The sequence below is a fragment of the Streptomyces sp. URMC 127 genome (assembly GCF_051386535.1).
Lineage (GTDB): Bacteria > Actinomycetota > Actinomycetes > Streptomycetales > Streptomycetaceae > Streptomyces.
Map to the genome: position 1 here is coordinate 1 of NZ_JBPQTW010000111.1, position 22,349 is coordinate 22,349.

19 protein-coding genes are annotated in these 22,349 nt (G+C 70.1%); 2 read left to right on the forward strand and 17 right to left on the reverse strand.

From position 1 onward, the window contains the following. Window positions 1–226: hypothetical protein (locus ACSNOH_RS21305; protein WP_436722997.1), on the forward strand; the 226-nt coding region annotated here is incomplete at its 5' end. A gap of 71 nt (window positions 227–297) precedes the next feature. Here ACSNOH_RS21305 and ACSNOH_RS21310 read toward each other — a convergent pair. From ACSNOH_RS21310 to ACSNOH_RS21380, 15 genes are all read right to left on the reverse strand, one after another. Next, window positions 298–1,404, reverse strand: coding sequence for a hypothetical protein (locus tag ACSNOH_RS21310; RefSeq protein WP_436722998.1), 1,107 nt, complete (start codon window positions 1,402–1,404; stop codon window positions 298–300). After that, window positions 1,404–3,734, reverse strand: a complete 2,331-nt coding sequence (locus tag ACSNOH_RS21315; RefSeq protein ID WP_436722999.1) for a hypothetical protein — start codon at window positions 3,732–3,734, stop codon at window positions 1,404–1,406. The genes ACSNOH_RS21310 and ACSNOH_RS21315 overlap by 1 nt, the downstream gene beginning before the upstream one ends. 16 nt (window positions 3,735–3,750) lie before the next feature. After that, window positions 3,751–4,230: a hypothetical protein gene (locus tag ACSNOH_RS21320; RefSeq protein ID WP_436723000.1), complete on the reverse strand. Its 480-nt coding sequence runs from the start codon at window positions 4,228–4,230 to the stop codon at window positions 3,751–3,753. A gap of 157 nt (window positions 4,231–4,387) precedes the next feature. After that, a complete protein-coding gene (gene mycP / locus ACSNOH_RS21325; RefSeq protein WP_436723001.1) occupies window positions 4,388–5,587 on the reverse strand; it encodes a type VII secretion-associated serine protease mycosin in 1,200 nt (399 codons plus the stop codon). An 11-nt stretch (window positions 5,588–5,598) separates the two neighbouring features. Beyond that, window positions 5,599–7,200, reverse strand: coding sequence for a hypothetical protein (locus ACSNOH_RS21330; RefSeq protein ID WP_436723002.1), 1,602 nt, complete (start codon window positions 7,198–7,200; stop codon window positions 5,599–5,601). Window positions 7,201–7,224: 24 nt separating this feature from the next. After that, window positions 7,225–7,695: a hypothetical protein gene (locus tag ACSNOH_RS21335; protein ID WP_436723003.1), complete on the reverse strand. Its 471-nt coding sequence runs from the start codon at window positions 7,693–7,695 to the stop codon at window positions 7,225–7,227. Window positions 7,696–7,817: 122 nt separating this feature from the next. After that, the gene (locus ACSNOH_RS21340; RefSeq protein WP_436723013.1) at window positions 7,818–10,130 is read right to left on the reverse strand and encodes a xanthine dehydrogenase family protein molybdopterin-binding subunit; all 2,313 of its coding nucleotides are present in this window, start codon (window positions 10,128–10,130) and stop codon (window positions 7,818–7,820) included. Window positions 10,131–10,177: 47 nt separating this feature from the next. Continuing rightward, window positions 10,178–12,301, reverse strand: a complete 2,124-nt coding sequence (locus ACSNOH_RS21345) for a (2Fe-2S)-binding protein (RefSeq protein ID WP_436723004.1) — start codon at window positions 12,299–12,301, stop codon at window positions 10,178–10,180. Beyond that, on the reverse strand, window positions 12,298–13,194 hold the full coding sequence (locus ACSNOH_RS21350; protein ID WP_436723005.1) for an FAD binding domain-containing protein: 897 nt from the start codon (window positions 13,192–13,194) through the stop codon (window positions 12,298–12,300). The genes ACSNOH_RS21345 and ACSNOH_RS21350 overlap by 4 nt, the downstream gene beginning before the upstream one ends. Before the next feature lie 298 nt (window positions 13,195–13,492). Further along, window positions 13,493–15,274 carry a beta-N-acetylhexosaminidase gene (locus tag ACSNOH_RS21355; RefSeq protein ID WP_436723006.1) on the reverse strand — a complete coding sequence of 594 codons (1,782 nt, stop codon included), beginning with the start codon at window positions 15,272–15,274 and terminating at the stop codon, window positions 13,493–13,495. Window positions 15,275–15,278: 4 nt separating this feature from the next. Continuing rightward, window positions 15,279–16,145, reverse strand: a complete 867-nt coding sequence (locus ACSNOH_RS21360; RefSeq protein ID WP_436723007.1) for a carbohydrate ABC transporter permease — start codon at window positions 16,143–16,145, stop codon at window positions 15,279–15,281. After that, the gene (locus ACSNOH_RS21365) at window positions 16,142–17,062 is read right to left on the reverse strand and encodes a carbohydrate ABC transporter permease (RefSeq protein WP_436723014.1); all 921 of its coding nucleotides are present in this window, start codon (window positions 17,060–17,062) and stop codon (window positions 16,142–16,144) included. Before ACSNOH_RS21365 ends, ACSNOH_RS21360 begins: the two co-directional genes overlap by 4 nt. Then, window positions 17,059–18,357: an extracellular solute-binding protein gene (locus tag ACSNOH_RS21370; RefSeq protein ID WP_436723008.1), complete on the reverse strand. Its 1,299-nt coding sequence runs from the start codon at window positions 18,355–18,357 to the stop codon at window positions 17,059–17,061. Before ACSNOH_RS21370 ends, ACSNOH_RS21365 begins: the two co-directional genes overlap by 4 nt. A gap of 261 nt (window positions 18,358–18,618) precedes the next feature. Then, the gene (locus tag ACSNOH_RS21375; RefSeq protein ID WP_436723009.1) at window positions 18,619–18,906 is read right to left on the reverse strand and encodes a DUF3039 domain-containing protein; all 288 of its coding nucleotides are present in this window, start codon (window positions 18,904–18,906) and stop codon (window positions 18,619–18,621) included. A gap of 183 nt (window positions 18,907–19,089) precedes the next feature. Continuing rightward, window positions 19,090–19,689 carry a YqgE/AlgH family protein gene (locus ACSNOH_RS21380; RefSeq protein WP_436723010.1) on the reverse strand — a complete coding sequence of 200 codons (600 nt, stop codon included), beginning with the start codon at window positions 19,687–19,689 and terminating at the stop codon, window positions 19,090–19,092. 228 nt (window positions 19,690–19,917) lie between these two features. Between ACSNOH_RS21380 and murA the strand changes: the two genes are divergently transcribed. Next, entirely contained in the window at window positions 19,918–21,258 is a 1,341-nt protein-coding gene (murA, locus tag ACSNOH_RS21385) for a UDP-N-acetylglucosamine 1-carboxyvinyltransferase (protein ID WP_436723011.1), read from the forward strand. A 248-nt stretch (window positions 21,259–21,506) separates the two neighbouring features. Here murA and ACSNOH_RS21390 read toward each other — a convergent pair whose 3' ends face one another. Together ACSNOH_RS21390 and ACSNOH_RS21395 are read right to left on the reverse strand one after the other, a co-directional pair. Beyond that, the gene (locus ACSNOH_RS21390) at window positions 21,507–21,788 is read right to left on the reverse strand and encodes an HU family DNA-binding protein (protein WP_004951951.1); all 282 of its coding nucleotides are present in this window, start codon (window positions 21,786–21,788) and stop codon (window positions 21,507–21,509) included. 273 nt (window positions 21,789–22,061) lie between these two features. Beyond that, window positions 22,062–22,349 (reverse strand): malic enzyme-like NAD(P)-binding protein (locus tag ACSNOH_RS21395; RefSeq protein ID WP_436723012.1); only part of this gene is annotated, 288 nt, incomplete at its 5' end.

Consider the following 22,349-nt stretch of genomic DNA (forward strand, 5'->3'; position numbering starts at 1 on the left):
GCCCCGCGACCCCAAGCCCCCACCCCCCCTGCTGCCAGCCTCCCTTGCGCAGGGCATCTATCAGATCGCGAGTGAAGGCACGTACCGGCTTGTGCAGCTGAAGTCCACACGAGACGGCCGCACGAGCACCACGACGTACGACTCGTTCGGCGAAAACTTCACCGTCACGCTACCGCCGAAGGACAAGACCATGACCATGAGCGAGTTCCGCAGCCGCATGGGATAGAAGCCCGACGCAGCTGCTGGAACTCGCTGAACTTGGCCCGACGAATGCTCACCCTTGACGACGATTCTCTGTCATGGCTTCTGCCCGGAGAGTTCACAGCCGAGACGCTTGCTCGCGGCGATGACGAACTGCTCGAAGAGCCCCTGTTGAGGGGCGAGTTTCTCCGCTGCCAGCTGACGGGCTTTCGGATTCTGCTCGCCATCCGGATACGACATACGAATGAGGGCCTTGTTTTCTCCGCACTGCATCATGACGGAGGGGCTCCGGTCGGCAATATTTCCCTCGCCGTTCCATACCGCATCAGCCAGCTTGTTCGGGGATACTCGGCGGGCATACTCGTCGGTCAACTGGGGATGCGTGGTGATATTGAACGAGACGAGCATCCCCTCAGGCTGCTTCAGCGCGCAACTCCAGATCCGGTAGTCGTCTCCGGACACAATCTCCCGAACGCCGGATGCCGAGCCTACGTTCCGGAACGGAGCGAAGCCGGTGAGCCCGCAGGCTTGATCGCTTGGCGCGTCACGTTCCACAGGCGATTTCGGCGCCGACTCAGGTACCACGAAGGTGTCGGTGGCACAGCCCAGCTCTCGGGTCAGGACCGTGGCAGCCTTCATCAGCACCTTACTCATCCTCGCCCGCGTTTCCTCGCTTCCCCGAGCATCTTCCGGGCTGTCCCGGAGCGTAACGGTCAGCTGAACGGGGTTGTTGTTGCTCTTGGCCGCCCGCCTGCAGGCATCGGGCAGCCACACTGCCGCCTCGTTACGGCCGGTCCAGCCGTTGAGTCCGTTGCCGAGAGGGAAACGCCCCAGCGATTGAGTCATGTTACTAGAGTTCGCGCGAACACCATAGGGCCAATTCCGGGAGGATCCACCGTACTCCAGAGAGAGCGCAGAAAGCGTACTGGCCGACGGAGTATAGATCTCACAGGATTGCGTAACAGTGTAATCGGCAGGACTTTCAGATTCCTTCATCGAGTAGCTGGAAAGGTTGACGCCCACCGAAGTGACGTCGTCCCTGGCGAGAAGGCCCCAGCAGAAACTCTGCCGCTCCACTTCTTTATCAGTTCGATTCCATGCGAATATCGCAATGCCAACGCCTACGAAAAGCCCCACGGCCAAGACGATGGAAACAGCCTTTCCACGACGAGAGGAGGACAGGCCAGCGCCCCAGCCAAGCATCAGCTCACCTCGCCGGTGCTGCGACGGGAACGCCCGATGCCGTCCGCATAGCCGTATCCGGCCTGTGTCAGTAGATCCTGCCCCCGCCCGCCGGCGACCTTGAGTTCATGCGGCTTCACATCGAGCGCCTCGGCGCGCTTGATGAGCATGGCCTCCAATTCCTTCTGGCCCTCGTCGTACAGGTTTATCAGCTCGTCCTTACTCTTGGCCGTCACCTTGTCATTGAGGTTGTTCGCGTATTCGGACGTCCCTACATCCACGTAGCGTTGGATACTGTCTCCCGCATAGGGAATAAGAGTGAGAGGCGCGCCGATGGCATGGTAATTTATTTTGGCGTTCCAGTTGTTCTGGAAGATCTCGCTGTCACGGTGCGCAGCTATCACCTCGGCCCGCACACCGTCGAGGGCCCCCAGGGCGCGTGCGGACTCACCGGTCCCACCAAGAGGGATATCCGGGCCTTCACTTGTATGCTTCTTGGTGAAATCGTCGTGCCCCAGCCGCTCGACCATACGAGCGGCTTCCTGGGTCTGCGAATAGTGCATGGTCTGGTAGGCCCCACCGTCCTCGGATGCCGCCCGAATGAACTGGGTGAGCTCCTTGCGTCCTATATGGGCCTGGTGATCACCAAATTGCACGTCGCCACCCTTTCCCAGGATGTCGTGCACATCCTTCGGGTAGTCAGCGACGATATAGGACATGCTTTGCCGCATGTTCGCCGGCATACCACTCGGGTTGGTCGCGGTGTAATCGGCATACTTCGAAGCGATGTCCTCAAATATGCGCACCTGAGTGTCGGTATGCTGCGGGCTTCCTTCTGCCGCATGCACGCCGGGTGCCCGTCCCGTGGCGGCAGCCTGAAGCGCCTCACCGAAGCCCTTGTGGCCGTCCTTGGCCTCCGCGTCCGGCCCGGTGTGCTCCCAGTTCCCCTTGGTATCGACCGTGTTCATGACGGCCCAGTCCCGCTTCTCGCGAAGATAGTCGAACCGATCGTTCTTGCTGTAGACGCCCGCCCCGTCATTCGCCTCGCGATCAAAGACGACAGCCTTGGGATCGAAGTATGAAGTGGACGCTTCGGGGTTCTTGCTCATGATGCCCAGCGCCCGGTCCACGGGGTCGTAGGCGAACCACTTCGTGTCCTTCTTGCTGAACGGACCGTAAAGGTCCCAGATGTTCTTATCCTTCTTCTCGGCCGCCATCATGTCGTCCGTCAGATCATGCAGGAATTGAGGCGAGTAGTTGCCGCCGTTCTGCATCATCGTCACCAGGCACTGGTACCCGCGGACCTTCTGTTCCCGGCCTTCGCCGATACGCAGATTATCAGTCAGGCCATCCTGCTTGTACTGCTTGACACCAGCGGCTTTCAGACCGTGCATCCAGTGCTTATAGAAGCTTCCGTCCGGGCTGTCGAGCCACTTCTTGTACGCCTGGTAGTACTCCTGCGTGCCCGGTGCCAGTTGCTTGCCGTCGACCCTGAAGCCGGGGACCTGCATGGCCGCACCGAGACTCCGCGCCATCCCCCTGTCCAGACTGAGGTAGTCGGCCTTGTTCTTGGTGCCGGAGTCATGCGCGATCTCATTCACCTTGTTGGTGAACTTGATGGTGGCCTCCGGGCCGAGGGTGCTCAAGAGGGTCTGGCTGAACTCCTTGCTCTTCTCGTTGTCGCGGAAGAGCCGCTGCATCTCGGCCAGCTCCTTGGCGTCGAGATGCCCCGTGGAACTGAGCTTGGTCGCCAGTTCGGCCTCACGCCGGCCTTCGACCTTCTCAATGTCGCCCTCGGCCTTGGCATTAAAGCTGTGGTCGATGCCGTCGTGCTTGTCGGTGTCCTGCACAGCGGCGGAGAGGGCCAGTTTCACGCCCTGGTCGGCATCGTCAAAGGCCTGGACGAGGGCGGCGACGCTGCTGGTCCAGGAATCCTCAGCCTTCCGGATGTCGGCGAGGGCAGTCTGGCGGTCGGGGTCGTTGCCGGCCTTCTTCGTGTAGGTCGCCCGGCCGTTGTCATCGATCTTTATGTCCTTCTCGGCAGCTTCCGCCAAGAGAGTCTTGAGCTTGCCCCGCAACTCGGTGAACTGGGTGTGGGCGTCCCGGAGCACTGACGCGATGGCGCGGGCTTCCGTGGCCGCCGCCGTGTACTGCTCGTACGTCTGCTTGTTGGCCGTCTCCGCGAACGTGCGGGCGATGCCGGTCCACGAGCCATCGATGCCAACGTTCCGTACCTGGCTGTTGTACGTCTTCTGTACGGTCTCGAAGTCCTTCGCGGCCCTGTCCCACTTCTCGGCTGCCTTCGTCAGCAGGGCGAGGTCGGTAGTCATGACCTGGTGGTAGGTGAGCATGTGCCGTCCCTCCCCTTCAGTAGTCCGCCAGACGAGACGGGAACAGCGGTTTGCCGTCGGCCGGGACCGGACCGGGCAGGCGCGGGGGCGCGGAGGGGAAGCGGCGCGCGAATTCGCCGCCCAGGCCCAGGTCGGCGCCCTGGAACAATACGTTGGTGCCACTCAGCGCAGACTTTTCGGCGGAGAGACGGTTCTGCAGCGCCTTGACCGACGCACGCCAGCCCTTCAGGGCCTCGTTGAGGCCTGCCCCGGTGGCCCAGTCCTTGAAGCCCTTGCCAGCCGCTTCCATGGCCTCGTCCATGAGCTTGCCGGCCGCGCCTGTGTCGGGCTGGACATGCTGCTCCAGAGCCGCGACAGCGGCCTTCTTCTTGGCGGCGGAAGACGAGAGTCCTTGACTGTCGCCGACCCCGCCGAGAGGTCCCGGCGACGTGCCGTTGAGCCGTGTCCGGGCGACGGATTCAGCCCGGAGCTCTCCCCATTCCTCTTCGAAAGCCATGGCATTTCCCCCCCGGAAGGCTCGGCTTTACGCCCTGCGCGACCAGGGCATTCGTGCGTTCGAACCTAGCAGGGAAGATGGCCAGGGCACAGATCCCTTGTTGGCCTCTTATCGCCCAACCGGCATAGGAAGTCGTTGGCGGGTCACAGTGGCCCGGTTACGGGCCGGTGGTGCCCTGAGCGGCCTTGCGGCGACGGTTGAGGATGATGGGGGTGGTGATGGCGGCTGCGACCAGGACTGCGGCGCCGGTGCCGAGGGCGATCCACTTGGTGGGGGTGCCGCCGCCGCTGTTGGCCGAGGCTTCGGTGCCGGGGTGCTTCGACAGGCGGTCGGCACTGTCCGTGCCATCGCCGGTCTTCGGCTCCTGCGAAGCGGTCGGCCCCGGGAGGGGGTTGACGTCGGCGGGACCCGGGTCGCCCGGGTCTTTGAGCGCGATACGGGGGCGGACGGCGCCGTAGCCTACGTAGTCGTTGCGCTTCTCGCCGGTGTCAGGCTTCCCTGCGGTGTTGATGAGGACGCGAGTGACCTGGTTGGCGGTCCAGTTGGGGTGTACGGACCAGATCAGGGCGGCGGAGGCGGAGGCGAGAGCCGAAGCGTCACTTGTACCCTTGCTTCGACATATACCCGTGCCACCCGGGCAGGCTGCAACCATGTCTACCCCCGGGGCAGCGAGGTCAACTTGGGGCCCGTGCTGCGACCACTTGGCGGCAGCGCCATCCCGATCGAGTGCAGCCACGCCGATGACACCTGGAGCGGAGGATGGATACTCCGCCAAGTTTCCCTTGTCGCCCGTGTTGCCGACCGAGGCAAAGATCATCTTTCCTTTGCCGAGAGCGTAGGCGATGGCCTTTTCCTCTTCCTCGTTATGCCCCGGACCGCCCCGCGAGATATTGATGATCCTGGCATCCGAGTCAGCTGCATACCGGAGTGCGGCAACCATGTTCTCGGATTCATCCTTGAAGTATTTTCCTCCGACGCGAATGGGGAGGATCTTCGCCCCCGGAGCAAGACCGTAGGCTCCCGTATACCTGCCTCGCCCTCCTGTTCCAGCAATCAGGGCGGCCATGCCCGTCCCGTGCCCCTCGGGATCCGTGTGGGCATCCCCGGGCTCACCCGAGAAGTTCTTCCCATCGAGGACCTGCCCCTGTAGGTCAGGCAGACTCCTATCAACTCCGGTGTCTATGACCGCCACTGTTACCCCGGCACCAGTGCTGGTCTCCCACATCTCGTCCGCGTGCATGGCGTCCAGGTGCCATTGGCTGGAGCGGATGGTGTCGGCGTGAGCCGGCAAAGCTGCGACCCCCCCGACCAAGACCAGGCTTGCCGAAAGCGAAGCAATGGCACGAGCACTGCGCATGTAGATGTCCTCTACTCAATCACCGGCGGCACAACACGCTTACTATCCTGGTTCCAAGTCTCCTCATCCTCGACCAGGTACTCGGGGCGTCGACCGCCTGAGCGCCGCTCCGAAGAGGCACCGCCCACACCAGCCGTAGGCATGAAGCCGCCCATCATGCCGCCCCTGCCAGTGGCGGTGTTGCGACTCTCCCCCGCGCCTGCTCCGCGGACCAGGCCGGTGCCTCCCGGTGTGAAGGCTGAACCGCCGCCCCCGGGGCGACCCCCGACGACTCCGCCGGGCTCCGTCGCCCTGGCCCTTCCAGCTCCAGCTCCTGAGCTACCGGTTGCAGGCCCGGGCACTCCACCAAAGCCCGTACCGGGGACCATGGGCGGACGCGTCTGACCCGGCCGCGGGGAGGGTTCCGTGCCGAATACCGGAGCCCGTCCAGGCGTCTGCGTCGGCACGGACTGTCCACGTGGCGTGGGACGGCCACCGACGATGCCGTCGCGCGGTGCGTTCGGCAGCCGGATGTCCGGCCGGCGGCTGGGACCGGGTCCGGTCCCCGGAGTCGGGACCCTGGGCGTCGGCCGTCCGCCCCGATCAGGAATCGGCCTTCCCTGGTGACGGCCTACACCGGGACGTTGCTCAGGCCCCGGCCAGTTCGGCACAGGGACATGTTGCATGGGAATCTGCGGCTTCCCGGCGTCCGGCAGAGTGACCGGAGGTCGGTCGGGCTGCGGTACCGGCACACGATGCGGTGTCTCAACACCACCGGAGAGGTCAAGGTGCGGACGCCGACCGATCTGCTCCACAGGTTCGGATGGTGCCGATACTCCCGCGGCACTCCGTCCAAGCGCCTCACGGCCGGAATAACCGCCCGCCGAGGCCCCAGCAGCTCCACCAGACAATTGCGCGCTGGATGCGTCACCGGGCAAGCCGACGTGCTCACTGCCGTCCCGTTCAGGGTCCCAGACTGGCGGCATCACCTTTTCCGGCATAGGCCGAAAATTAGGCCGAGCCACCCGCAAGATCTGCGTCGCCGACTGGTCATACGACTCCGCCAGCGCCTTCATCAGCCCCGCCGCTGCCTTGTGGTTGTCCTCCAGCCGCTTCTGGGCGTCGTACGCCTCCTTCTGCGTAGGGCCGCCGTTCACCAGGTTGTTGCCGCCGAGAGGCTCCAGGCCGGGCATGGGGACCTTGCCCAGCGCCAACGGGTGGTTCTTCAGCCACGCATCGACCGTGGCCTTGTCCTCGGGCGAGTACTTCGGCATGCGCCGTGCGCTGCCCAGGTCCGTGGACGCGTAGTTCATCCACTCGTTGACCTTCATGGCATAGTCGCCGAGCCGGATGGTCTCGTTGGCCATGGAGTTACCCCACCTGCGGAAGGCCTCGCCGGCCTCACCCGACCAGATGACGCCTTCCATGTGCTTCTTGAGGTCGTCACCGAGCTTCTTGATGGCCTGGGCCGCGCCTTTGAGTGTGAGGGCGACTGCAAAGACCTTGTGCTGGTCCGCGTGCTCGACCATTGCCTGGAGCTTCTGGTGCGGGATGGCGTAGAAGTCCTGGACAGGCATGCACATCGGCAGTGCCCGGGGGTCCTTGTCACTTCTGGGCAGGGCTCGGTCGGTCATGAGTGATGTGCGTCCTTTCCGTGCCTAGAGGTGGACACGTCCGCCTGGTCCGCTACCGCTGTGCAAGTCCGTACGGGGCCCCGTCCTCGACGTGTGCGGCTGCGCCGCCTCCGCGTCCGGGTCGAGTTTCGGGTCGTACTGGCGCTGCATCCGCTCGTGGATCGCCCAGAGCTTCTCCCGCTCTTCCGCGTCCGTGGTGGCGTAGCCTCCGTGGGCTTCCAGCATGGCGTCGCCGAGTGCCCCGATCTGGTCGTTCAGCAGCTTGGACAGTGTCACCAAGTCTGCGTGGACGGAGTGGTAGACCCCGTAGAGCGCCTCGGCGGCGTTGAAACCCTCGCCCAGGTGGGCCTGCGTCAATGCCGTGTCGGCGACCTTGCTCGGCGCCCCGTCGGATTCGTCGAGCGTCCTCAGCAGCTCGTCCACCCGGCCCTTGAACTTCTTCAGCGAGGCCAGTTCGGCTGCGAAGCCCCCCTTGGGCGATGCCTGCTCAGTCACGTGCGCCTCTTCACTGCCTTCCCCCACCCACAACCACTGCCCACCCCATGTAACTTCACGCTACACACTACTGCCGTGCAGTGACACTCACATAAGTACGGGTACTCAAGGAGTACGAATACTCAGGAGTTGACGGCCACCGCCGCCTGCGGGCGGATGGGGAGGCGGTTGACCGGGCGGCCCGTTGCCGCTCGTACCGCTGCCGCCACCGCCGCCGGGGACGTCACGACCGGGACCGCGCTGATCGCCTTCGCGCCGAAGGGGGCCACGACGTCCCTCTCCTCGACCAGCTTGACGATGCGGACGTCCGGGGTGTCCAGGGACGTGGGCAGGGCGTAGCCCGTGAAGTCCGGGCGGCGGACCATTCCGCCTGCCGTGCGGAGGTTCTCCGTGAGGGCCGCGCCGACGCCCTGGGTGATGCCCGCCTCGATGCGGGCCCGCGCCTGGGCGGGGTTCAGGACCCGGCCGACGTCCTGGGCGACCGCCATTTCGACCACGCGGACGGAGCCGAGTTCCACGTCCACGTCCACGACCGCGCGCACCGCGCAGAAGGCGATGCCCACGAACGCGTCGCCCTGGCCCGACTCGTCCAGCGGCTCCGTGGGGTGGGGGCGGCACTGGGCCGTGGCCCAGAGTTCCTTGCCGTCCAGGGCTTCGGCGACCGTCGTGCTCAGGACGCCGTCGTACGAGGTGATCTTTCCGTCGGCGATCGTCAGCAGCTCCGCGGACATGCCGAACTGCGCCGCCAGCGGCTGCAGCAGCTGCGTCCGGACCATCCGCGCCGCGCGCTCGACCGCGCCGCCCGAGACCCAGGTGTGGCGGCTGTGCGCGCCGGGGCCGGAGGGGGGCTGGTCGGTGTCGACGGGGGCGACGTAGACCTCGTCGATGCCCAGGACCTCCTGGACGATCTGCCGGGCCAGTGTGGCGAAGCCCTGGCCCGCCTCCACCGCGGCGCAGATGACCGTGGCCGTCGGGCCCGTCACCTTGACCGTCGCCGTCGAGACCTCGTCCGCGCCCTCCGCGCCGAGCATGTGCACCATGCCCAGGCCGTAGCCGACGCCGCGCCGGACCGCGCCCGCCTCGCCGGGGCCCCCGGGGCCGCCGGGCAGCACCCACTCCTCCTCGGGGTCGTCCGAGGGGAGGGCGGGCAGCGGGTAGTCGCGGACGGCGCGCAGGAGTTCGGCGACCGGGGCGGGGCAGGTGACGGTCTGGCCGGTGGGCAGCAGGTCGCCCGTCGCCATCACGTTGCGCAGGCGCAGCTCGGCCGGGTCGAGGCCGAGGCGCGCCGCGAGCTTGTCCATCTGGCCCTCGTACGCGGCGCACACCTGCATGGCGCCCTCGCCGCGCACGTGGCCGGACGGCGGGTTGTTCGTACGGACGGCCCAGCCTTCGACGAAGGCGTGCGGGACCACGTACGGGCCGCAGGCGAAGGCCACCGCGGCGGCCAGGGCGTCGGAGGAGGAGTCGGCGTAGGCGCCCGCGTCCAGCAGGATCTGCGCCTCGACCTTCACCAGCTTGCCGTCGGCGTCCGCGTGGTGGCGGTAGCGCAGCAGGGTGGGGTGGCGGTGCGGGTGGCCGAGGAAGGACTCCTCGCGGGTGGCGACGAGCTTGACGGGGTGGCCGGTGCGCAGCGCGAGCAGGCCGAGCGGCAGCTGGATGCCGGGGTCCTCGCGGTCGCCCATCGCGCCGGGAACGCCGGTGACGACGACCTTCACGCGCTCCGGCGCGAGGCCGAAGCAGGCCGCGGCGAGGTCGCGGTCGGCGTGCGGGTCCGTCGACGCGGTGTAGATCTCGACGCCGCCGTCGGGGCGGGGCACGGCCAGGCCGGCCTCGGCGCCGATGGGCGCCGGGTCCTGGCGGCCGATCCGGTACAGGCCCTCGACGATCACCTCGCCGACCGCCTCGGGGTCGCCGAAGCGCAGCGGGATGTGGCGGATCAGGTTGCCGTCGGGGTGCAGCGGCTCGGCGGAGAACGCCTGCTCCGGATCGGTGACGGGCTCCAGCACCTCGTACTCGACGGCGATGGCCGCCGCGGCCAGGCGCGCCGTGTCGGGGTGGTCGGCCGCGACGGCGGCGATCGGCTCGCCGTGGTGGCGCACGACGTCGGACGCGAAGACGGGCCGGTCGGCGACCTTGCGCCCGTGGGCGGCGTCGCCCGGCACGTCCGCGTGCGTGATGACGGCGCGGACGCCGGGCATCCGGGCGGCCTCGGAGGTGTCGACCGACAGGATGCGGGCATGCGGGTGCGGAGAGCGCAGGAGCGCGGCCCACAGCAGGCCCTCCGCCCACAGGTCGGCCGCGTACGGGTAGACGCCCTGGGTCTTGGCCTCCGCGTCGGCCGGGGGGAGGGAGGCGCCGATGCCGTGCGTCGGCTCGGCGGGGCCGGGCGAACCGAGCGACGGGACGGTGATGGCCGTGGCGCCGCCGTCGGTCATGCCCATACCGGCCATGCCCGTCATACCGCCCATTCCGCCGCTTCCCGTCATGCCGTCGCCCTTCCGCTGCCCCCGCCGTGCGGGCCCGCCTGGTGCGGGATGCGGGCCTGGTCCGCATCCGAGTGCACAGTCTGCATGGCCTGCTGAGCCTGCACAGCCTCGTACTGCTGCGGGTCCAGTCCCTGCTGCGGGTCCAGTCCTTGCTGCAGGTCCTCGCCCTGCGGGAAGTCCTGCGGGAAGTCCTGCTGGAAGTCCTGCTGGAGCTCCTGTTCGTGCGCCGCGGCAGCCTCGCGCTCCCCGACGACCTGGCGGACCGCGTCGAGCACACCCCGGTAGCCCGAGCAGCGGCAGAGGTTGCCGCAGATGGCCCGGCGGGTCTCCAGCTCGGTCGGGGCGTGGTTGCCCTCCAGCAGGTCGTGCATGGTCATCGCCATGCCCGGCACGCAGAAGCCGCACTGCACGGCACCGCACTCGGCGAGCGCCCGCTGCACGTCGGACGGCCGGCCGTCCACGGCCAGGCCCTCGACCGTACGGACCTCCGAGCCGGCGGTCGTGGCCGCCGGCACGAGGCAGGACGCGACGAGCCGCCCGTCGACCTGCACGGAGCAGGCCCCGCACTCGCCCTGCGAACAGCCGTCCTTGGCCCCGGCCAGGCCGAGGCGCTCGCGCAGCACGTAGAGCAGCGACTCGCCGATCCAGGCGTCGGTCACGGGGCGGTCGGTGCCGTTGACGCGCAGAACGTACGAGGCGCAGGGGTGCTCGGTGTGGGGAGCGAGCGGGTCGGGGCCCAGGGGGTCGGCCCCGAGGGGATCGGCCCCGAGGGAGTCGTGGGGCTGCGCTTCGGCTGCCGTTACGGCTACGGGATCGGCGTCGGGCTCGGCCGCGGCGTGGGCAGCGGCAGCCTCCGGACCGCCCTGCTGCGGCACGAACGGCTCGGGCATCGTGGGCTGGCCGTGCTGCTGCTCAGCCTGTTCCGCCTGCCCCGGCTGCCCTGACTGCCCCGGCTCCGTCTGCTCCGGCTGCTCCACCTGCCCCGGCTGCTCCGGACGCTCAGCGGCGTGAGGCTCCCCGTGCCCGAACGACTCCGCGTGCATCGGCTGCTGCGGCGCCGGCTGAGTGGGCTGCTGCGGCTCCTCCGGCTGCTCGTGCCGCTCGTACGGCTCGTGCTGCGGCTGCTCGTGCTGCTGCTCGCGCTGTTCCTGCCGCGCGGGCTCCTCGGGCTGCCCCGGCTCCTCCACCGCGGCAACGACGCCGGCCGCCTGCGCAGCCGCCTCCGCCCCGCCCGGATTATCGCCCGTACCGGTGACCTCGGTGACGTACTGCGGCACGGTGAACGCACCCGTCACGTTCACGTCCACGGCCGCGGAATCGGCGGAAGCGGAATTCCCGGCAACCGGGCCCGTAAAGCCGTCCAGCGCGTACTCACCGGACGCGTCGGGCGACTCCGCCGCCTCCCCGGACACAACCGGAACCGACCACTGACCGGTGTCGCCGGTGCCGGTACCACCGGAGCCGGCACCACCGTCAGCGCCCGCCGCGGGCACCCCCACGGGCGTCCCGGCGGCCGGGGTGGCCGCGGCCAGCGACCGGCGCCAGGAGTCGTCCACGGGCTGCGCGGTCCACGGCTCCGGGGCGGGAGCCGCGCCCGCGGCCTCCGGCGCCGGGCCGCCGTGGACGAGGTACTCGCCGGACTCGTCCACGGGATCGTCGCCCGCGGCCGGAACGGACCACTGACCGGTCGACCCGATCGAGCCGGCCGAGCCCGTCGAACCGTCCCCGGGCATGGGCCACTCCGCCGTGGCCTGCGGATCGGCGGCGCCGTGCGCCCCGCCGTCGCGCTGCCCGTCGTGGACATGCGCGTCATGGACATGCGCGTCGTAGACACCGGAGTGAGGCATCTGAGGCATCTGAGGCGCCTGAGGCGCCCCCCACTCGCCGTGAACCCCCGCCGGCTGCTGCCACGACTCCGCCGACGGCGGCACATATCCGCCCGAACCGGCCGCGGCCAGCGGATCCCAGGCGCCCGTCCCGGACATGGCCGCCCCCGGGTGGGCGAGGAGCTCCGGCGGAAGCTGCAGGAACGCGGTCCCCTCGTCGTACTCCCCGCCGCGCGGGATCGGCTGCCAGCCGCCCGGGCCGGCGGCGTGGGCCTGTCGCTGTTCGTCACTCACGCGAGTGCCCTCCCCAGTGCTCGGCGGGCCAGAGTCGCCACCGTACGACGCAGGTGCAGCGCGGCGGGCGGCAGGGTGCCCGGCTCCCCGCCGTCGGGAGCGGGCGCGGGGTCCGGGATGCAGGCAGCGGCGACGTACTCGCCGAAGGCGGCGCACGCCTCGGGGGCGAGCGTGCGCTCGCCGTCCCAGTCGATGAGCGAGGCGACCCAGCGCTCGGCGTCGAGCGGGCGCAGCGGCATGGGCGCGACGGCGCCCACCGCGCAGCGCACGCCCCGCCGGGCGGGGTCGAGGACGACGGCGACGGAGGCCGTGGCGCGGCCCGGGCCGGTGCGCCCGGTGGCCTTGAGGAAGGTCTGCGGGGCGTGCAGCAGCGGCACGCGGACGTAGCCGATGAGCTCGCCGGGGCCGAGCATCTCGTAGCCGGCGAGGAGGTGGCCGACGGGGATCTCGCGGCGGCTGCCGCCCGGCCCGGCGATGACGAGGGAGGCTTCGAGGGCGGCGAGGACGGGCAGGGCGTCGCCGGTCGGCGCGGCGGAGGCGATGTTGCCCCCGAGCGTGCCGGCGTTGCGGATCTGGGGCGGGCCGGCGGTGCGCGCGGCGGCGGCGAGCGCCGGGATGAGGGCCGCGAAGTCGGGGCGTCCCATCCGGGCGTGGGTGAGGCCGGCGCCGAGCAGGGCGTGGCCGTCCTGGTACTGCCAGCCGCGGATCTCGCTGATGCGGCCGAGGCCGACGAGCCCGGCGGGCCGCAGCAGCCCGGAGTTGACGGCGGCCATCAGATCGGTGCCACCCGCCACGGGCACGGCCGCGGGCATGGCGGCCAGCGCCGCCACGGCCTCGTCGAGCGAGCCCGGCAGCGTCACCGTGTGCGCCGCCTGCGGTGCGTGCGTGGTCAACCCAGCTGCCCCTTCCCCGGTGGTCCCGGCTGTCCGGCCTGATCCCGCCGTACGATCCCGCCGTACGGTACGTCCTCACGGCCCGGACGTGGCAACTCTGGCACATCTTCGGACTCCGCCGTCGCGAGGGTCCACGAACCGCCGATCCGTCCCCGGCAATACGAATGGTCCGATTTCCGGGAGTATCCCCGCTGTGTACGGATTGCCATTTTTAGGGGGCCTTTTTGCGACTTACGGCAGTGTGTGAAGGACCACCGTGCCAGCCGTCCGCCGCCGTGACGCGCAGCTTGGCCGTGGCTCACACGATCGGGGGCGCGCCCTCGATCGGGCGTCCGAGGATGCCCGGGCGGCGCTGCCAGGGCCTGGGGCCGCCCGGGGGCCGGTAGTCCACGCCGAGGGCGTCGAGCCGGTGGTAATGGGTGGTCATACGGCGTTCGAACGCCGGGTAGTCGCGCTCGGCGGGGGCGGGCAGGTGCGACCAGACGGTCTCGGCGAAGGCGGCGAGGCGGGGGAACGCCTGGTAGTCGAGGCGCTGCGGGCTCTCCGTCACCTCGCTCCAGAGGTTGGCCTGGGCGCCGAGGACGCGGGCGGCCGCGGCTTCGCCGAGGCCGGGCGGCACGGGCTCGAAGCGGTAGACGTCCTCCAGGGTGCGGACGTAGCCGATGGGGACGGGCTCGCCGGCGCCGGGCGCCTGCCGGTGGTCGAGATAGACGTGCTGCTCGGGGCACATGACGACGTCGTGGCCGGCGCGCGCCGCGGCGATCCCGCCCGCGTAGCCGCGCCAGGAGGACACCACGGCGCCCTCCGTCAGGCCCCGTTCCGCCGTCCCGCCCTCCAGGATCTCGTCCCAGCCGGTCAGGCGGCGGCCGCGGTCGGCGAGCCAGCGGTCGAAGTGCCGTACGAACCAGCTCTGCAGCTCGTCCTCGCCGCCCAGGCCGAGTTCGCGGATGCGGGCCTGCGCGGCCGGCGACGCCCGCCACTGGTCCTTGGGGCACTCGTCGCCCCCGATGTGCACGAAGGGGGACGGGAAGAGCTCCAGCACCTCGGTGAGCACGTCCTCGTAGAAGGCGAGGGTCCGGTCGGAGGGGGCGAGGACGTTCGGGCTGACGCCCCACGTGTCCCACACCCCGAGGGCGGAGGTGTCGACGGCGTCGGTGCTGCCCAGCCAGGGGTACGCGGCGATGGCCGCCTGCGAGTGCCCGGGGACGTCGATTTCGGGGACGACGGTGATGTGGCGCTCGGCGGCGTACGCGACGATCTCGCGGATGTCGTCCTGGGTGTAGTAGCCGCCGTGGGGCCGCTCGTCCCACAGCGGCGAGGCCCGGTGGCCGAGCTTGGTGCGCGGGCGCCACGAGCCCGCTTCGGTGAGCCGGGGGTGGCGCCGGATCTCGATCCGCCAGCCCTGGTCGTCCGTCAGGTGCAGGTGCAGGACGTTGAGCTTGTGCGCGGCGAGCAGGTCCAGGTAGCGCAGCACGCCGTCCTTGGGGAGGAAGTGGCGGGCGACGTCGAGGAGGAAACCGCGCCACCGGAACCGCGGCGCGTCCTCGACGGCGACGGCGGGCACGGTCCATGCGCGCTTGCCGGTCACGGGCGCCCGCCGGAAGGCGCCGGGACCCAGCAGCTGACGGAGGGTCTGCGCGCCCCAGAAGACGCCGGCCGCGCTGCCGCCGTCGATGACCACTCCGCCGCCCCCGGCACGCAGCCGGTATCCCTCCGGGCCGATCTCGTCCGCCACCTCCGGGCTTATGCGCAGGACGATGCGGCCGCGGTGCCCGCCCTCGCCACCGCCGCCCCTGCCGGTGCCGCCCTCGCCGTCAGTGCCACCGCCGCCGTCCGGCAAGGGCAGTCCGGTGGCCGCGCCGACCGTGGCGCGCAGCCAGCGCGCCACGCCCTCCGTGCCGGGCGCGGCGCTGACGGAAGTGGAATCGTCGAGGACGCAGTCGTCCGCGGCCGGGATCCGGACGACCTGACGAGGCAAGGGGATCAGGCTGGTGCCCGTGCCGGGCTCCCGGCCCGCCCGGGGGCCGGTTCCCCGGCCGGTTCCCTGGCCGGTTCCGTGGACGGTTCCGTGGACGGTCATGACATCAGTCCTTCACCGCTCCGCCGAGGCCCGACACGAGCCTCCGCTGTACGAGTACGAAGAAGACGAGCACCGGCACGGTCATGACGGTGGACGCCGCCATGATGCCGCCCCAGTCGTTGCCCTCGTCCTTGAAGAAGACGAGGAGCGCCATCGGCAGGGTGGAGTTCTCGGTGGCGCTGACGATGAAGGACTTCGCGAAGAGGAAGTCGTTCCACGTCGAGATGAAGGAGAAGACGCTCGTCGCGACGAGGCCGGGGAAGACCAGGGGGAAGAGGATCCGCCACAGGAAGCGGGCGCGGGTCGCGCCGTCGAGGTACGCGGCCTCCTCCAGCGTCTCGGGCACCGCCCGGACGAACCCGCGCAGCATCCAGACGGCGAAGGGCAGCGAGAAGGCGATGTGCGGCAGGATCAGCGAGCCGAGCGTGTTGAGGCCGATGCCGGGCACGTACGCGCCCGCGTCGCGCAGCAGGAAGAACAGCGGGATGGTGAGCGCCTCGACCGGCACCATCTGGGCGACGAGGAACATCACGAGCAGCGTCGTGCGGAACCGGAAGCGGAAGCGGGTGACGGCGGTCGCGGCGAGGAAGGCCACGAGCGCGGAGACGACGACCACGGTGCCCGCGACGAGCAGGCTGTTGAGGAAGTAGCGCGCGAAGTCCTGCTGCCCGAAGACGCGGCGGAAGGCGTCCAGGGAGGGCGCGGGCGTCCAGGGGCGGGGCCGGTCGCTCAGCACCTCGTCCTGCGGTTCGAGGGCCGAGAGCACCATCCAGTACAGGGGGAAGGCGACCACGGCCGCCGTCAGCAGCGCCACCGCCTCCGCGGCGAGCCGGCCCCGGCGGCCGCCCTTTCCCTGCCGCCGCCGGCTCACAGCTCCTCCCCCTGCCTGCGCAGCAGCCGCAGGTACGCGAGCGTGACCGCCAGCAGGATCAGCAGCATCACCACGCCGATCGCCGAGCCGAGGCCGTACTGCGAGGACGCGAACGCCTTCTGGTAGGCGTAGACGTTCAGGGTCAGGTTCTGCCCGGCGATCCCGCCGCCGTTGGTCATGACGTAGATCTGCGTGAACACCTTGAAGTCCCAGATGACGGACTGGATGGTGACGACGACCAGGATCGGCCGCAGCATCGGTGCCGTGACCGCGCGCCAGGTGCGCCACTGCGAGGCGCCGTCCAGGGCGGCGGCCTCCAGGACCTCGCCGGGAACGGCCCGGATGCCCGCGTAGACGGTCACCATGACGAAGGGGAACGAGCACCAGACGACTTCGAGGAGGACGAGGGCGAAGGCGCTGTAGCGGTCGTAGGTCCACGAGTAGCCGTCGAAGCCGCTCATGCCGAGCCGGGTGAGCAGCTTGTCCACAGGCCCGAAGTCGGGGTCGAAGAGGAAGAGCCAGACCGTCGAGCCGGTGACGGCGGGCGTGGCCCAGGCGCCGAGCGCCGCGGTCATCAGGGCGAGGCGGGGCAGGGCGCGGACGCGGGTGAGGAGCACGGCGAGCGCGCAGCCGGTGACCAGGGTGGCGAGCACGCACGCGGCCGCGAAGAGGACGGTGACGGCGAGCACTTCCCGGAACTGGCCGTCGCGGAAGAGCTCGGCGTAGTTGCCGAAGCCCTGGAAGGAGGTCGGGCGGCCGCCGCTGACCTGGGCCTGGGTGTACTCCAGGAAGGAGATGAGCCCGAGCTGGTAGACCGGGTAGAGCAGCAGGCCGCCGAGGAGGACGAGGGCGGGGGCGAGGTAGAGCCAGGGCGTCCACCGGCTGTGGGTGCGCATCGTGCCGGCCCGCCGCCTCAGCCCGCGGCCCGGAAGGCGCTGTTCATCTTCTGCGCCGCGGCCGAGGCCGCCGCGTCCACGCTCCTGCGGCCGCTCACGATCTCCTGGAACATGACCGGCAGCACCTGCCCCGCGTCGATGGCGCTCCACGCGGGGGTCACGGGCACGAAGGCCGCGCCGGCCGAGAGCGTCCTCACGAAGGGCTCGACGTAGGGCCGTCTTCGGGCCGCCTCGCGGCGTACGTCCGTGTAGGTGGGCAGGAAGCCCATGGCGTCGAAGAGCTCCGCCTGGGTGCGCTTGCCGGCCAGGGCCCGCATCAGCTCGACGGCGAGCGTGCGGTGGGAACTGCTCTTGAGGACCCCCAGGTTGTTCCCGCCCGCGAAGGCGGGGGCGATGCTGCCGTCCTCGGTGCCGGGCAGCGGGACGACCGCGTACCTGCCGCCGGCCTTGCCGTTCTCGACGGCCCGGTGGCTGAAGTCGCCGCCGATGGCCATGGCCGCCTTGCCGGAGGCGAACGCCTCGACGGTGGCGTTGCCGCCCAGCTGCGCGCACTTGGCGGGCGGGCAGTTGTGCTCGCCGAAGAGACCGGTGTACGCGGCGATGCCGCGTTTGGCCGCCTCGCTGTCGATGGCCGCGGTGTACTTCCTGCCCTTCTTCTTTGCTATCGCACCGCCGCTGGCCCACACGAAGGGCAGGGCGCCGTACGTGTACGAGCCGCCGACCACGAGCCCGTAGAGCTCCGGCCGCTCCCGGTGGATGCGGCGGGCGGTCTCCGCGAGCGCGGCCTGGGTGCGCGGCGGGCGCAGGCCGAGCTCGCGGAAGACGTCCGTGCGGTAGTAGAGGGCGCGGACGCCGACGAACAGGGGGGCGCCGTAGACCTTCCCGTCCACGGTGACGGAGCTGCGGGCGGCGGGATCGGTGTCCCGCGCCTCGGGCCAGGCGGCGAAGTCGGCGGTGACGTCGGCCAGTCCGCCGTCCCGCACGTAGCCGGCGGTGTCGGTGTTGCCGTACTCGATGACGTCCGGGGCGCTGCGGGGGTCGTTGAAGGCGGCTTTGATCCGCTGGGCGCGCGTCTCGACGGGGATGTAGGTGACGTCGACGCGGACGCCGCGGTGCTCCCGGGCGAAGGCGTCGACGGCCTTGCCGACCACGGCCGCCTTGGGCCCGTTGTCGACCTCCCGGAAGAGCCAGACCCGCAGGCGGCCCGTCCGCTCGTCGCCCCGGGCGGCGCCCGCGGAGGTGGAGGGGGCGCAGGCGGCCAGGGCGGTGACGGCCACCAGGGCCACCACCCCGGATAAGCGGCCGGACGGTGTCATGAGGGTCCCTCCCGCGTGGCGTTGCAACATACGCAATGGGCGTTTTGCTCAGCACAACTGGCAGGAGACTAGGGGCGTGCCATGGCCCCGACAAGAGGTCTCTACCACTCTGTGATCGGCGAAAGCGCCCTGTGCAACGGCGCCGTGCGGCAGCGGCGCTCCGGCAGCGGCTCCGCAGAAACGCACACGGCCCCCGGACGCGCCGGAGCGCGTCCCGGGGGCCGGGAAGGATGTGTGCGGCCTGCGGCGGGAGGCCGGGGGCTACTTCTTGTCGCCGCCCTTGCCGTCCTTGTCCCCGCCGGCGCCCATGCCGTCGAAGATCTCCTTGCACATCGGACAGACCGGGTACTTCTTCGGGTCGCGCCCCGGGACCCAGACCTTGCCGCACAGGGCGACGACCGGGGAACCGGAGAGCGCGCTCTCCATGATCTTGTCCTTCTGGACGTAGTGGGCGTAGCGCTCGTGGTCGCCGTCGCCGTGCGACACCTGCGGCGTCGGCTCTACGAGGGTGCCGGTCCCTGCCCCGCGCTCGGGCTCAAGAGTGCTCATGGTCTCCAAGGGTACTGGGGCGCACCGCCGAGCACCGATCCACGGTCCGGCCGTTTCGCCGGCAGGTCGCGCGCTTTTCCGCCGGGTGGGCCCGGGACGACGCCGGGAGGGCTCGGGACGGCGCCGGGAGGCCCTCCGGTTTACGCCGGGAGGCCTCCGGATTACGCCGGGAGGCCCTCCGGGTCAGTTCAGGCTGGGGTCATCCGGATACGTGGCCACCATGGCCAGCTCGTTGCGCTGGCGGCGCAGCACGGCGCGCCACAGCTGCGACGGATCGGGCGAGGAGACGTCGCCCGGCTCGGACTCCACCACGTACCACGCGCCCTCCACCAGCTCGTCCTCCAGCTGGCCCGGGCCCCAGCCGGCGTACCCGGCGAAGATCCGCAGCGAGCCGAGGGCGGCCGCGAGCAGCTCCGGCGGGGCCTCCAGGTCGACGAGGCCGATCGCGCCGTGGACGCGCCGCCAGCCGAGCGGGCCGTCGCCGGCGACGGCGGAGGAGGATCCCGTCTTGCCGGGCCCCTCCCCCGGCACCACCGCCACGCCCAGTGCCGAGTCGAGCGAGACGGGCCCGCCCTGGAAGACCACGCCCGGCTCCCCGGCCAGCGCGGCCCAGGACTCCAGGATGTCGGCCACGCCGACGGGGGTCGGGCGGTTCAGGATCACTCCGAGGGAACCCTCCTCGTCGTGGTCGAGCAGCAGCACCACCGCGCGGTCGAAATTCGGGTCAGCGAGCGCCGGTGTCGCGACAAGCAGTCGTCCTGTGAGCGAGGACACCTCGGACATGGGCACATGATCCCGCATTTCGGGCCCGCGCGGAGGGTGGACGCCCACTCCGGCAAGAAAGCGGCGGCCCGCGACGCGCCGCCGATAACCGGTAGCGACCATTCCATTAACGGAGCGTGTTGTTGCAAAGCCATGACGGCCGCAAGGCCCCTCAGGCATGCAGCGGGGGCCCCTCGTCGCATTACCCTTTCTTCTTGCCCCCTGCCCAACTCCAGGAACGCGAGATCCATGACCGGCCCTGACGATGTCCTGCTTGTCCACGGCGGTACCCCGCTCGAGGGCGAGATCCGTGTCCGCGGCGCGAAGAACCTCGTGCCCAAGGCCATGGTCGCCGCGCTGCTCGGGCACGGCCCCAGCCGCCTGCGCAACGTCCCCGACATCCGCGACGTCCGCGTCGTGCGCGGGCTGCTGCAGCTGCACGGCGTGACCGTCCGCCCCGGCGACGAGCCCGGCGAGCTGGTCCTCGACCCCACCTACGTGGAGAGCGCCAACGTCGCGGACATCGACGCGCACGCCGGCTCCTCGCGCATCCCGATCCTGCTGTGCGGCCCGCTGCTGCACCGGCTGGGCCACGCCTTCATCCCGGGCCTGGGCGGCTGCGACATCGGCGGCCGGCCGATCGACTTCCACTTCGAGGTGCTGCGCCAGTTCGGCGCGACCATCGAGAAGCGCGAGGGCGGCCAGTACCTGGAGGCCCCGCAGCGGCTGCGCGGCACCAAGATCCGGCTGCCGTACCCGTCCGTGGGCGCGACCGAGCAGGTGCTGCTGACCGCCGTGCTGGCGGAGGGCGTCACCGAGCTGTCCAACGCGGCCGTGGAGCCGGAGATCGAGGACCTCATCTGCGTGCTGCAGAAGATGGGCGCGATCATCGCCATGGACACCGACCGGACCATCCGGATCACCGGTGTCGACAAGCTCGGCGGCTACAACCACCGCGCCCTCCCGGACCGCCTGGAGGCGGCCTCCTGGGCGTCCGCGGCGCTGGCCACCAAGGGCAACATCTACGTGCGCGGCGCGCAGCAGCGCTCGATGATGACCTTCCTCAACACCTACCGCAAGGTCGGCGGCGCCTTCGAGATCGACGACGAGGGCATCCGCTTCTGGCACCCGGGCGGCTCGCTCAACGCGATCGCGCTGGAGACGGACGTGCACCCCGGCTTCCAGACCGACTGGCAGCAGCCGCTGGTCGTGGCGCTGACGCAGGCGTCGGGCCTGTCCATCGTCCACGAGACGGTGTACGAGTCGCGCCTCGGCTTCACGTCGGCGCTGAACCAGATGGGTGCTCACATCCAGCTGTACCGCGAGTGCCTGGGCGGTTCCGCCTGCCGCTTCGGCCAGCGCAACTTCCTGCACTCGGCGGTCGTCTCCGGCCCGACGAAGCTGCAGGGCTCCGACATGGTCGTCCCGGACCTCCGCGGCGGCTTCTCGTACCTGATCGCGGCCCTGGCGGCCGAGGGCACCTCGCGGGTCCACGGCATCGACCTCATCAACCGCGGCTACGAGAACTTCATGCAGAAACTGAAGGATCTCGGGGCGAACGTGGAGCTCCCCGGCGGCACCGCCGCCTGACGCTCCCGCACCCCACGACGGACCCCCGGCCGGGGGTCCTGGGGTCATCCCCCGGGAAGACGCAGTTCTGACGAACCGTAAGCGCCTGTACGGGCCATCCAAGGCCCGTACAGGCGCTTACGTGCATCCGGGTGGCCCAAGGGGCCGGACGGCCCCCGTGAGGCCCGCAGGCGGCCCCGGAAAGCCCGAAGGGCGGCCACCCCCGCAGGGGTGACCGCCCTCTCGGCGCTGAGCGCAGCGCCGAAGGCTTACTTGCCCTTGGCGGCTTCCTTGAGCTTGGAGCCCGCGGAGACCTTCACGCTGTAACCGGCAGCGATCTGGATCGGCTCACCCGTCTGCGGGTTGCGAGCGGTCCGAGCGGCACGGTGGGTGCGCTCGAAGGTCAGGAAGCCGGGGATGGTGACCTTCTCGTCGCCCTTGGCGACGACCTCGCCGACGGTCTCGGCGAGCGCGGCCAGAACGGCGTCGGCGTCCTTGCGGGTCACCTCGGCGCGGTCGGCCAGCGCGGCCACCAGCTCACTGCGGTTCATGTTGTACTCCCGTGTTCTTCTTGCCAATGAGGCGTGAGATCGAAGCCGATGCTGCCAGGGCCCTCGGACAGTCCCCGGACCCGGGTCCGTTGCCAGACCCTCGCGCCCGGTTACGCATCCTGCCCCCACCAGTGGCGGGAAAGCCAATCCGGCACCCTGGAGAGTCACACGGAAAGCGGCACAGCCTCGGATACGGCCGCATTTCTGCGGCCTGATTTCTGCCCGACACCTTAGGGGCAGGTCGCGGGCCCGAAGGCCCGCGACGCGCCGTCATCAGACGGTCGTGGTGCCCGTCACAGCCGCGCCGGCGGCCTTCGCGGCCTCGCGCACGGCGCCCGCGACCGTCCCCGCGACCTTCTCGTTGAAGACGCTGGGGATGATGTAGTTCGCGTTGAGCTCGTCCTCGGTGACGACGTCGGCCAGGGCCCGAGCGGCGGCCAGCATCATCTCGGTGTTGACCGTACGGGACTGCGCGTCCAGCAGACCGCGGAAGACACCCGGGAAGACCAGCACGTTGTTGATCTGGTTCGGGAAGTCCGAACGGCCCGTGGCCACCACGGC